The organism is Vibrio chagasii, from assembly GCA_041879415.1.
Lineage (GTDB): Bacteria > Pseudomonadota > Gammaproteobacteria > Enterobacterales > Vibrionaceae > Vibrio.
On sequence record CP090851.1, the window covers coordinates 796,140 to 808,568 of the forward strand.

Here is a 12,429-nt window from a genome sequence, read left to right on the forward strand (position 1 = left end):
AAGATGAAAACAGAGAGGGTTTACTACTACTCATCAAACAGATTTGAAACACTAGTCAAAGAGCTTTTGAGAACGTTGAAAATTTCTAATAAGAGCCGTCTGTTTGACGGTCTTATCAAAGGAAAAGAGTTTGTTTTGAAACGTGATGATGTAATTCTTTTTAGTCGTCTTTTCCCTAGTTTAGAAGCTCAAGTACACGATATTGATTCACGCTTCATTTCAAGAACACCACAGAACCAATTAGACACTTCTAATCCTTATTCAGAGTATGAGTTTGAAACTTTACAAGAGCTTATAAATCACATTCATATAGTTGATATAGAGTCAGTATCGAATGATGAAAAGTCAAATCTTAGATTTACTGAAACAGGTGATTTTGGAGTGACAATTTACTCACCACATTTCTGTGAGTGCTATTTAAGAATATTACAAGAAACGATAGTTGTTTTCGACACTGAAATCTCAATTGCTAACAAAGTTGAATTAGACGAAAGTTCAAAATTCTTCAATAAAATAAATAAGTTCATTGGTAGTTTAAATGACCATAATTCAGCTCAGAGAGGTTTGAAAGCATCAGGATTGAAAAGACGTAATATGTCTCTTTATACAAGTAAAGAGTTTAAAAGAAAATCAAATGAGTTTAAAGAGTTAACAACTGAAGAACTTGAAGCATTTAATATCAATAATAATGAAATCATATTTGCATTAATGAAAGCATCCAGTGAACTTGATAACGTCACAAAAGGAAAGAAAACTGCAATTTATTTTCGCAATAAAATTGCAAAACTCATAATAGAAGCGTCAGATACATCAAGGATAACAACAAGAACTGATGTAGACTTTATGATGTCTTTAATTAAAGATATGAATGTCGTTCATTATAAAGTAAATTCCGATTCGAAAAAATATATAAGTCACTTCAAAAGAAATATGGATGATCTGAACGTTGCAATAAAGAACTATCACGAACTAGCAAAAAGCGAAAAGGCTACTTCTGAAGAATTATATAAAAGAGCAGAGATTGTTAAACAACAACTTAGACGCACAGCAATAAATAATTTCAACTTGATAAAAGAATTCAATAGCAATACATCAGATAAATAGTTACTTTAAGAATCATAACTTTTAGTGTATTATATAATCAATAATGAAAACTTGTAAGGCTTAAAGATGAAACTCGAAAACATTAAAGATTTGTTCTACGTCTATTTGGTAAATCCTCAAACTGACAAAGTTGAAAAAGTGTCAGATTATTTAAATATTAATGGCGCAAACAAGTTAACTGAAAAACATTATAATAAACTTGTAGATCTTGATGTGTTCGAATTGAACAAATCAGAATTTTTCTTTACTAAGTTAAGTCCTTCAGGCACTAACTCACATCTACCGCTTGCAGAGCTAGACGTTCAGCAAGTGAAAAGATTTTTTGAATTACCATTCATTACTGATCTGTATGGTGATCCAAATTATCTAATGATGTTGTTTGAAGAGGGTGCAACACACATTCCAGTCAGTGTCATTAATGACAAAGTTCTTGAAGAGCTTGCAATTCAGCTTGTTGAAGATGAAATCGCAGCAGAGCATAACCAAAAATAATACTATCTGAATCAATAGCACTGTTTCCCAACACAGTGCTTTTTAAACCGTTTTTTTAAGAAACAGGATGAAGCAAATAATGATAGTTGTTCAATTCTTCATTCACTTGGTGCGCTTCATATTTGAAGTAAAGCTGTTCATCTAGGCACTTTGTGAACTCACCAAGTTCTACTGTATGAATAAACAGTGATATAGGTGCAACTTGTCTATTCTCATCATCAAAGCAATTGTCTATGTGTGCTCGATCTAGATAAACAACGTCAGGCTGTTGAGTCGGAGTTTCTTCAATGAGCATTGTTTCAAGCCCAGACTTTTCAAAGGTCTCTAAGACGCTGTAGAGCTTTTCTACATCGTTCTTTGCTATGACCGTTTTGTATTGGCTCAAAATGCTGTCTAAGTGCTTCTCGATAGAACCAAACTTATTCTTCATTAAACAGATCGTCTTGATTTTCTTCTTAATCAAGCCATAGCGAGGTTGTTTAAGTTTAGGTTTGAGAAAGTCGATGATGATCTTGTTTCGCTTATCTTCTTTGACAAAGCTTGTAGAAGCATTCACTTGAAAGTAAAGGTGAAGCAGGGTGTTCTCAAAAGTGTTTTGTATGAGTTTATGATACGACTTGTCAGACATTAAGTGATGTTGGTTACTTGAAAGATGGACGAATTTTAACACATTAAAAAAGCCCTACAAAATGTGCAGGGCTTTACCAGATAACTTTTAACCGTTTCATTTTCTCATTCCAACGTTAAGAAACATAATGGTGATTAAGATTTTTTTGTTAACCTTCTTTTCTGGTCAAGTTCTTCATCACGAAGATAGTAGATCTCACCAAAGAAAGGGCTGTAGCTCCACTCACTGTTACACTCACTGTTACACTTGCTGCAACAGTGGTGATAGTAGAACTCCATTACGTATTCGGTATCTACTCGCTTTGTCGTGAAATCTTCACTGGCACAATAGAAGCACTTACCATCGTCATTTTCGACTTCTAGTGTCACTCCTGGTCTATGCTGCATAAGCTTTACCAACGTTATCACAAATCGTCTGTAGAGCTGCTATGTCACGCTCTTTCACTAATACCCAAGAATTAGGCATTATGTTAGCTGCTGACTTGGTGTAACCCCATTTAGCATAGAGTTCTTTATACAAATCAACTTCTTCAGGAAGAGTCTCTACAAGCTTGATTCCGTGATGATTCTCTTCAAAGTGATTCACTAGGTCAGTGAAGTAATTTTCGTGTCTATGTTCAGGTTGAACATACACTTTGTTAAGGAAGCTCAAACGGCTATCAATGCCTGATACGGAAGAGAAGTATGAACCAAGTTCTTCACCAGTATCAGCGCAGCGCATAACATAAAGAAAGGCTTTATCGTTTTGCTTCATACCCTTAGTTAGTGCTTTCTTATAACGCTTTGCATGAAGATTGACGGAAGTAGCAGAAACCTTCTTTCCGTTTATCTCTAAACTAGAGATAGCTAGTTTCTTGCAAATCTCGAAAATGTTAGTCGTTTTTTTAAATTCAATTTTTTTCATTTTTATTACCTCTTTCTATTTTTTGTTATGCAAACTCCTTTTGCAGTAAAATCCTGATTAATCATAATTAGACCTTAGTTTTTATTCTTCAATAATTTTATCGTCATAAAATGATGATATTAGATCAATTCCTAGAGCATCTTCGCTAAACTCTATAAAGTCTTTTTGTCGCAACAACTTGAAGAAATGATGTTTTTCTATAAAGATTATATCTTCATCAGTTGGTTCTTCAGTTGAATAATCAATGTGCTCGAAGATACTTTGTTTAAGATTGTTGAAGTGTATCTCTAACAATTCATTGAACTGTTCATCACTATCTGACTTTAACCAAAACTTTTTAAGTTTATTAAATGGTAGATTCAAAAATAACGTGTTCTGAAAGTTTTCAATAACCCAATCGTGCAAACAATATCTTTTCCCATCAAAGCAATCAAATATGAAGTAGGGTTCAAAAACTCTTTGATTGATTATGTCAATTCCATAAAATCTTGTGTTTGGGTGAGGATTGAAACAATTATGAGCGATAATGAATGTTTGATTGATAACCTCACCATCGATCTTTATCACTTGATTAGAATCTAAATGAACCACATTTTCAAAGTCATTAATCAGAGAGAATAGTTCTGTTAAATCACAGTAATCTGATTCAAAGATTCTTAGATATTCTTCAGGTCTGATATGTGAACCATAATCTGAATCGTTAGCAATGTATAAGTAATTAGTTGTTTTGTAATATTTCATTTGTTTACCTCTTTTGTTTTTTAGTTGTGAAACCTCCTTGTTTCGTTAAATCCTTAAAGTTGTATAACTTCGACACCTTCATTTTGCATATTTCCAATAAAGTAATGTGTTTGAAACTGAACTATGATGTGTTTTCCAATATCTTTATATTTCTTTGCTTTAATCTTGTCACAAATCTGTTTTGCAAAATCAAGCTGTTCTTGTTTCAAGAAACTTGTTAAGCCGAATAATAAGAAAATATCTTTATTAATTAACTTGTATCCTAGCTGTTTAGCGTCTTTTACATCTTGTGACGAAACACAAATAAAACCGTTACATGAGTCTGGTATTTCCATAAACTCGATTTTTTCAATGAGGAATCTAGAAAGATAGTTTTCTAATTCATTATTCTCTTCAAGTATGTTTAGTAACGTGCAAATGTTTTGATTTTCTATTTCTAATTGATTGAATCTTTCTACTGTATTCATTGTATTTCTCTCTCTTTTTTTTAGTTATGCAAACTCCTTTTGCAATTTAGTTCCTGATTTTTTCATATCTTACTTCTCTAAAGTAATGATTAACGATTCTTTGTAATGTCTTTGTAGATTTCAGCTACGGCAGAAATAAGAATAGTATCTTGTTCTTCTTGGCATAAGTGCCAAACTTTCTCAGTTAGTTCTTCATTCCAACAATCATCATAATCATCAAATATATCATCTACAGATTCAAAATCTGATAAATCTACAAGTTCATCTAACTCGTTTAAATAATGATATTCAAAAAACTGAAGACCTATGTTCAACTTCTCACATTCATTATGATTGAGAATCTTGCTCTCTGGATCGTAAATCTCGCCAGATTCTTTATTAACAAACACGTTTGAGTGATAGATTCTGATCTCTCTTTTATCAAACAAGATGAAGTTAATAATGTAGTGTTCTTCATCTTCAGAGATTAATTCATAACAATCACTAATTGGTTTTGTTAAGTAAAATGTCTCAGTTTCCTGTTCTTTGCACTTACCGAAAGCATAACGTTCAGATTTGTTTAATAATATTTTGTTCAAATTGTTCTCCTAATTTTAAATTCGATTTCTCCAATTTTGGGTTATTTTTCCTTAGTGACTTATAGAATATTCAAGAGTAAGTTCTTCAGGTTCAAAATCTTCTCCTTCAATATACTCATAGTTCTGTCTGATTAATTGGTCTAGATAATCAATGAAAAAATATAATCTCGATACATCATAACAATACTCATTTTCACAATTAGTATTTTCTAAAGCACAAAGCAATGTATGTGCATCGTAATTTATAGCGTCACCATTTTCTTCTTCAAAATCCCGATAGTCAGTGTGGAACTTAAATCTATCAAGGCTTAGTAAAGAGTAGAAAACCGTTACTAACTCTTCTAAATCTTCTTCTGAACCATCAAACCCGCAATCGTCCAAAACTACATACAAATCAATACAATCAATTTCGAGTTTGTTCAGTCTTGAAAAGGTTTCAGGGCAATCAAAAACTACTTCTAGTTCATCATCTTCTTTATCTTTTATGAAGCTTTCAAAGCACTCTTTATCTAATTGATGAACATGCTTAAATTGTTTTAGGTCATCTATTAAAAGATTGCCCATTGTTTCTTTTTTATAGTTGAACTGAAATACATCTTTTTCGTTTAAGATTCTCATTAAGCAGCCTCCTTAAGTGTTTTAGGCTGATCTTCAAGAATATCCAAAACTCTTCTATGCAAATCAAAGTTAGGCTTAGAACTTGTTTCAAGAATCTCTACAACATCTTCATCAGTGATCTGATTCATGTATGGCGAAAAGATAACGTCTTTACCATTCTTATATTCAAGCAAAGCATTTGAGCGATATGCTTTAAGCTGAATAATTTCATCAGAATCTAAGTGCATTTCATTCATTAAAATCTGAACAACCGCAGTCTTAACCATCAATTCATCAATATCATTGATAATCACTTTAATGTTGTGTTGCTTGGTTTCGTGAATTGTTTCCATTTGTGCCAAGACTAAAGAACCAGAACCGCAGCAAATGTCGCTAAACGAGCCATAAGAGCGTGATTCTCCTTCAACATAGCTGTTGGTCAACTTTGATAACAAACGAGCTATATCAGGCGGTGTAAAGCATTGACCTAGGCTTTTCTTGTCTAGAGCATTAATCTCAAACAAGACAAACCCTAAGAGGTCTTCAAATGGATTCTGATCCACTTGTTCTATGTAGAGAACTAGGAAGTCTAAGAAGTCTTCTTGAAGCCAGTTAAAACGGTCTTTAAAGTCTCTAACTACAAGCATTTGATAAGTCATTTCGATCAATGACTCATAAATATAGAAAGGCTTTTTATTATGTTTGTTTGCTATTTCCTCAATTTTCTTTGTGATAATATTCATATGTTTTCTCCAAATATTGTTTAGTTTAAATCATAACTTTTTTCCGTTGCCGTTAAGATGTTCATATTATATCAAATATATTTTTAATAGATCAATACCCCAAAATCTTACAAAAACATATTTGTCAAATGTTTTTTGCACAATAAAAAACAAACAATTCCCTGCAAGCATGGTCCTATAAGGCCGCAACGAAATCTTTTTCTTTATTATTAAAGAAATAAAAAACTTCAATTTTTTTAATAAAAATTTTAAATTTCATCGAAATAGCCCCATTTAGACCAAAAAACACGCATTTTCAGCCAGATAGAGCACTCAAACAAAGAGACTAATCACCTCAGAAACAAATCTAAGCGAAGCTTTTAGAGCGTTTTTAAGGGCAAATCCTAGACAAGATTGAAAGTATTTTAATATGTGGTAAGAAATACTTATGAATAGATAAAACATAAGGAGTATTTAATGACATTCATTTGCTACAAAGTTATGCCTGTTGATGAAGACACAGGAAAAATAAGGTCAGGCGCAAACTCTCGCCTTAGTTACGAATTGGAAGATGTTGGTCTAGGTCAGGAATGGGGAATGGATCGGACAAGGTATCTATGTTGGAACAAGTAAAGAATATGTTCTTGATTATTATTCGGGATTAGCAGAACAAGAATACTTGTTTGTCTTTGAAGCTGAAGAAAAAGATATTATTTCAGGTGATATTACAGACCGTGAACCCGAACTATCGCTAAAAAAAATTAGAACAAAGGAAATGTTCTACATAGAAGATGGTGAAATAGTTAGAAAATTAGAAGAAAAGGATTTTTATATGGAAATTGAAGAAAAAGGATTATTCCAAAAACAAAAGGGTGTTGAGCTTGAACTTGCTATGCCACAGTATCAAGTTGAGTTTATGCACAACAATGAAGAGCATAAAGCGTTTGCTAGTCAAGTAAGTGATTTAACTAATGGTAAAATGCACTATGGAGACTTTGAACATAGTGATGGTTTTTTAATTAACAAAGAATCTAAGTTGATTATTGTTCTACCTGAAAAAGCTTTACAAGAAAGAGCATTGTTTAACCAAGTCAAAGAAACATTTGATTTTCACTCAGAAAAGTTAGTTCCAAGTTTCAAATCAGATAGAGGTGATATAAGTTATGGTATTCGTGAAAACAATGAACTTGGTTTAACTCAGCATAACGGCAAAACATATCGAGTTTATAAAGAAAACCCTCCTGCTATTGGTGATTCTGCTAAAGCGATAATGTTAGAGCTAGACACGTTTAACGCTAGGTTTTCTGTAGAACCACAGAGCTATGAAGCGTTAGATAGTGAAATTCCAACATCTGATGATCCGCATTTAGTTTATGTCACTGATAAGCGTAATGACATACTGGTTATTGTAAGAGTAGAACCTGGTAGTGAAGGTAAGCTTTGTTCACGAATTAGTGAGTTTGAGCACGACTGTCTGAAAGAACAACTTTCTAATCAATTCAACATAGATTATGACGATCATAGAATTGATGATTTTATTGATGTTGCATTGCACACGGTAGATCGAGACTTAGAGCAACGTCAGGTAAGACAAGAACTATCTCAAAAACTTCCAAATGGTTTAGAAGCTGCAAAGCTTAGAGGTGTGAAAGGCAATACCGTTTTTCAAACTTATCGAGTCGCTAACGATCCTGATAAGTGCTTTACGATAGAAGTTGATAAAAACAACCCAGATAAAGTATCTATTACGAATGAACGATACTTCACTGAGTTTTGCAAGAATCATAGAGGTTCAAAAAGTATGTCAGAGTTTAGTTCTACAATTAAAGCAGATCTAAAAGACCATACTCTTTTAACTTACAAATCTAACCGTGTTCTTCTTCAAGCTGAAGAAAAAGAGCGATTAAAGGCTAGGGCAGAAAGAAAGGAGCGTATTGAAGCAAGAGCTGAACAAAATCCCGATGAACAAAAACAAAAGAATCGTTCAACACTTAGAAGATAAATGTTAAACCACTCGCTTGAGTGGTTTTTTTTGTATTTTAAAAGGTTTATTTCATTAAAAGTGGTATTAAATAATTTGTATCATATTTATCTAATGTTATTGTAAAATATTATTTGTATGATATAATATTTATATTGTTAAATTATAATATATAGGAGATAAGTATGGCAATACAACTTAATGAAATTGATAACCCATCGGACTTAAATGTTTATTTCAGAAAAGACAGGAAAAGATACTCTACATCTTTTAAAGATTATATAGAATTGTCTTTGAAAGCAAAAGATGAAGCATATACTAGCGGTGATCTGTATCGAGGTTTACTAGCAAAACATTCTGATTTGGATGTTTTAGGAAGTAATGAAGATTTAAAAACCTTTATTGACAGAGAAAGTGTTGAGATTTTAAAAGACATTAAAGAACAACGTGGTAGTATTTTTATTCTTGAAAATAACAACCCTCTTTCTTTCAAATCCACTTTTTTCACAAAAGATTCGTTAGCAGGTTTTCAGGATATTGATGTTCGTAATCATCACCGAGTGTATATGAACTTAGAGAATTGTATTAAAGAGAGTGAAGCATTTCCTGATTTGAGCGATATAAACAAGCTTTATATAAATGGTGACGATGATCCATTTTTACTTTGTTTTAAGAAAAAAGGTATTTATCATTGTGGATTGAGTTCAGATTCAGAATATTATGCTTTTTCTGACGCTCCGAAATCTTTAATAAAAAAATATGATAGTGATCATATTCTTTCAAAAATCGTTGGAACAAAAGAATTATTTGAAGTTAAAGGCACAGAAACTTTATACACAAATGGACCAGAACTAGAATATAGAACTTATTTATCATCTATTGCAAGCAACACAAGAGCAGAACTGATCACACCAAAGTTGGAAAATTTTGTCATAATAAATAATTACATTTTGGCAATAGATGAACTAAAAGATAAGTTCAATATTGAAGATGATGAGTTATTGAATCAAATAAAAGAACAGTGCAAAGTAGATTTTACAACGAGGAAAGCTCAAGGTTTCATACAAAGCCAACGAACTTATGGAACAGGAAGTAGATATATAAGCGCATTTGATGATGATTTACAAGTTGTTAAAGTAGATAAATCAAATCCAGAATACCAAAAGCTTGTTGTTGAATGGGAAAAAGAAAGACCAAATCGTTGTGAGTTTCACGCTGAAGTTTTAGATTCATATTTCAAATCAGATTATTTCATCATTTCAAATGATGATGTGTATTCGCTTGATTATGTGCGTATCAATGAAGATTTGATTACTAGAGAACTACAAACAGAAAACAAGTTCTTTTCTAACGTAATCACAGATATGTATCACGCTCAAAAATCTTCAGTATCTCTTGAAGACAATACAAGTCTAAACCTACACTCAGGATTGCAAGTTTCAGATATTAGAGTTGAACGTAGGAAAGTTTATCAAACATTTGAATCAAAAAATGACAGTTCAAAAAAGTTCATTTTTGAAGTGGATTTAAAAGATCAAGATAATGTATCTATTGTAAACGAAAAATATTTTACAGAGTTTTGTAAAAATCATCGTGGTTCTAAAAGCTTATCAGACTATAAAGAGTCAGTTAAAGAAGAACTTAAGCAACACACGATTTTAAGCTTTATATCTAACAGTTCCACTTTGAAAGAAGAAGAACAGCAACGTAAAGAACAAAGTCAAAAGCAAGAGTTAACTCAAGATGATGAACAAAAACAAAAGAATCGTTCAAAACTTAGAAACTAAATAGGAAACCACTCAAACGAGTGGTTTTTTTTAATCCCTTAAACTAAAAAACACCTCATTAGAGGTGCTTCTTATGGACTATCCTTGTCTCACTTAACCATATCTCGATAAAGATATTAGGAACTCAAGAAGTATGGTTAACTCACAATAAACATTAATTTAAAAATCAATATACCTTGTTGTTTATATTTATATCAAAATTAAATTGAATGTCAATTGTTTGTGGTAAAAATATTTTATTGCTATCTGTCCGTAATTATAATTCTTCTTTGTGTATGTATTTATTTTTCAAAATATACAGTAAATGCAAGAAAACAAAACAAGAACTCCTTTGCTTAGATTGTAAAAAAATCATTTCATGATAAGCATTATAGTATCTGGCTATTAAAAAGGAGATTAATTATGGCATATAAAAAAACGGGAAATAAAAGGAACAAGAGTAGAAGTCTTACACCACAAGAAGAGCGAAAAGCAGCAAAGGCACGATCCGATTACAATAATAACTTACTTGGAGAACGATTATTAGATTTGTTATGTTCTCAACAAGAAGCGTATTCTGATAATGATGTAAAGGTAGGATTTGATAGAAACATTTCACTTCCTTTAAAATACGATAAAACAAACGGTGAACATTACAGACCTATAAACATACCTCATTTGATTCTAGCTTCTCAAGAATTGAATTTAAAAGTAAATAAATGGATTTCAAGAACGTCTACACAACAACTGATCAAACAGAACATTGAAAATCTTCCAAAAGATTTTGACTTGATTAAAACAATTAAAGATTTACCTCAAGTGAATGTCTATAAGACTAATAAAATAATCTACAGAACAGATGGAGAAGGAAAGCTAGACGATAAAGAGGAATTGAAAAGGTTAAATGACCTTACTGACGATGAGATTAAAAAAGAAGGTTACGCAATTTACTACAATACTAAAGTTGCAGGGAAAGTCATTCCTATGGAACATCTAAAAGGACTAATAAAACAGGAAGTATTTGATAATGACCCTGATTTCAATCGCCCTGAACGTGAATTGAGTGATGATTTACGTAATGCTTATCTTCGACAAAAAACAAACAATATGATTAAAGGAGCAGGTTTACCAGTTATTGAAAGAGAATCTGATTCAGCGCATTATTCACCTGCAAAACATCACATTGTGATCCCTTTACCACATCAGTTTTATAATGAAGAATCGAGATTTACGATAGTTGGTCACGAAATTTGTCACAGTTTAGCGGTGCGATGTAGACCAAAGGGTAAGAAAGAGGAAGATGTATTCCTTCCAAAAGGTCATAAAAACTTTAAAAAAGCATATGCTAGTGAGGAAGTTATGGCCGAGTCAGGTGCGCTTATCCTTGCTGCTACAAACGAAATACCAACAATTTCACAGCACGTTGGTTATATCAAACCTTGGTATGAATCTGCATATGGAAAAGATTACACTCATATGATTCCGCTATTTTATAACGGTGTTAAACGTGCGAATATCATACAACAAGAAACATATGAATATGAACTTAAGCAAAAGCTAGAGCTTGAACAGAAACTACCTAATTCACTTGAAGCGACTGATCTTAGAATCTCAGGCGATACTATCTATCAAACTTATCGTTCAGTTAATGAACCTGACAAGAGCTTCATAGTAGAGGTAGATCTTAAAGACCTTGATAAAGACACGTTTATCAACGAGAAACACCTTACAGATTTTGCAAAAAATCACAGAGGTTCAAAATCAATCTCAGAGTATAGCGCAGCTCTTAAATCTGATCTGAAAGAGCATACAGTTTTGAGCTTTGAAACAAATAGGGTTGTTCTACAAGCGCAGGAACAAGAGCGTTTAAAGGCAAAAGCAGAACAGAAACAGGACGTTTCTCAAGAGGTAGAGCAGAAGCAAACCAAACGAGCTAAACTAAGTGCATAGCACAAACAAAACCACTCGATTGAGTGGTTTTTTATGTTCTGAATAGTACCGTTAATCATTTCTTTCCAATTCTTCAAAATCTCGTTCCTTCTGAACTTCATCAGCAAGTTTTTTGTTCAAAGAATTTTCTTTAGATAATCTTTCGTTCTCTTTTAACAGAATGTCTATGACTTTAGCCATAATAACAAGATTAGTTATTGTAAAAGCTAAAATCACAAACTGCTGCAAACCAACAGGTATTAATGAAAATTCGCCTAAGTTTAATATTTGAAATATTGAACAAACTGTAAGTGTTGACACTCCAAGCATCACTAAGCCTATGCCTTTGTTAATGTTTGATTCTTTATCTTTAGTGTTTTTGTATGTGCTCATAATTTAACTCCTTTTATAATGTTATGTGCTTACATAAATCATTAAAGCATCAAAAATAATTTAATCAATACTAGTAATCTACTTTTATTGGTTACTAGTAATTGTTGAAGACGTTTACTAGTAATTCT

The 12,429-nt window shown here is 32.1% G+C and carries 15 protein-coding genes; 6 read left to right on the forward strand and 9 right to left on the reverse strand.

Features of this window, described 5'->3' with window-relative positions; genetic code table 11:
* The first annotated feature begins 3 nt into the window (after positions 1-3).
* Both L0991_03550 and L0991_03555 read left to right on the forward strand, forming a co-directional pair.
* Complete coding sequence (locus tag L0991_03550) at positions 4-1,104, forward strand: ribosomal L7Ae/L30e/S12e/Gadd45 family protein (protein XGB63151.1); 1,101 nt, start codon at positions 4-6, stop codon at positions 1,102-1,104.
* Positions 1,105-1,170: 66 nt separating this feature from the next.
* A complete protein-coding gene (locus L0991_03555; protein XGB63152.1) occupies positions 1,171-1,596 on the forward strand; it encodes a hypothetical protein in 426 nt (141 codons plus the stop codon).
* 55 nt (positions 1,597-1,651) lie between these two features.
* Here L0991_03555 and L0991_03560 read toward each other — a convergent pair whose 3' ends face one another.
* The 8 genes from L0991_03560 to L0991_03595 form a co-directional block, all read right to left on the reverse strand.
* Positions 1,652-2,224, reverse strand: a complete 573-nt coding sequence (locus L0991_03560) for a DUF2913 family protein (protein ID XGB63844.1) — start codon at positions 2,222-2,224, stop codon at positions 1,652-1,654.
* 134 nt (positions 2,225-2,358) lie between these two features.
* Positions 2,359-2,610, reverse strand: a complete 252-nt coding sequence (locus tag L0991_03565) for a hypothetical protein (protein XGB63153.1) — start codon at positions 2,608-2,610, stop codon at positions 2,359-2,361.
* Entirely contained in the window at positions 2,600-3,127 is a 528-nt protein-coding gene (locus L0991_03570) for a hypothetical protein (GenBank protein XGB63154.1), read from the reverse strand. The genes L0991_03565 and L0991_03570 overlap by 11 nt, the downstream gene beginning before the upstream one ends.
* A gap of 81 nt (positions 3,128-3,208) precedes the next feature.
* On the reverse strand, positions 3,209-3,868 hold the full coding sequence (locus tag L0991_03575) for a hypothetical protein (protein XGB63155.1): 660 nt from the start codon (positions 3,866-3,868) through the stop codon (positions 3,209-3,211).
* 53 nt (positions 3,869-3,921) lie between these two features.
* A complete protein-coding gene (locus tag L0991_03580) occupies positions 3,922-4,335 on the reverse strand; it encodes a hypothetical protein (protein XGB63156.1) in 414 nt (137 codons plus the stop codon).
* Positions 4,336-4,424: 89 nt separating this feature from the next.
* Positions 4,425-4,913 carry a hypothetical protein gene (locus L0991_03585; protein ID XGB63157.1) on the reverse strand — a complete coding sequence of 163 codons (489 nt, stop codon included), beginning with the start codon at positions 4,911-4,913 and terminating at the stop codon, positions 4,425-4,427.
* 51 nt (positions 4,914-4,964) lie between these two features.
* On the reverse strand, positions 4,965-5,531 hold the full coding sequence (locus L0991_03590) for a hypothetical protein (protein ID XGB63158.1): 567 nt from the start codon (positions 5,529-5,531) through the stop codon (positions 4,965-4,967).
* A complete protein-coding gene (locus L0991_03595; GenBank protein XGB63159.1) occupies positions 5,531-6,253 on the reverse strand; it encodes an SAM-dependent methyltransferase in 723 nt (240 codons plus the stop codon). The genes L0991_03590 and L0991_03595 overlap by 1 nt, the downstream gene beginning before the upstream one ends.
* A gap of 456 nt (positions 6,254-6,709) precedes the next feature.
* Here L0991_03595 and L0991_03600 point away from each other — a divergent pair, with 456 nt between their 5' ends.
* From L0991_03600 to L0991_03615, 4 genes are all read left to right on the forward strand, one after another.
* On the forward strand, positions 6,710-6,865 hold the full coding sequence (locus tag L0991_03600) for a hypothetical protein (GenBank protein XGB63160.1): 156 nt from the start codon (positions 6,710-6,712) through the stop codon (positions 6,863-6,865).
* A gap of 46 nt (positions 6,866-6,911) precedes the next feature.
* Positions 6,912-8,234, forward strand: coding sequence for a hypothetical protein (locus tag L0991_03605; GenBank protein ID XGB63161.1), 1,323 nt, complete (start codon positions 6,912-6,914; stop codon positions 8,232-8,234).
* Positions 8,235-8,398: 164 nt separating this feature from the next.
* Entirely contained in the window at positions 8,399-10,000 is a 1,602-nt protein-coding gene (locus L0991_03610) for a hypothetical protein (GenBank protein ID XGB63162.1), read from the forward strand.
* Positions 10,001-10,402: 402 nt separating this feature from the next.
* Positions 10,403-11,929 (forward strand): hypothetical protein, encoded by a 1,527-nt coding sequence (locus L0991_03615; GenBank protein ID XGB63163.1) that lies wholly within the window; start codon positions 10,403-10,405, stop codon positions 11,927-11,929.
* 51 nt (positions 11,930-11,980) lie between these two features.
* On the opposite strand, the gene L0991_03620 is transcribed toward L0991_03615, so the two are convergent.
* Positions 11,981-12,301, reverse strand: coding sequence for a hypothetical protein (locus L0991_03620; protein ID XGB63164.1), 321 nt, complete (start codon positions 12,299-12,301; stop codon positions 11,981-11,983).
* Positions 12,302-12,429: the final 128 nt, after the last annotated feature.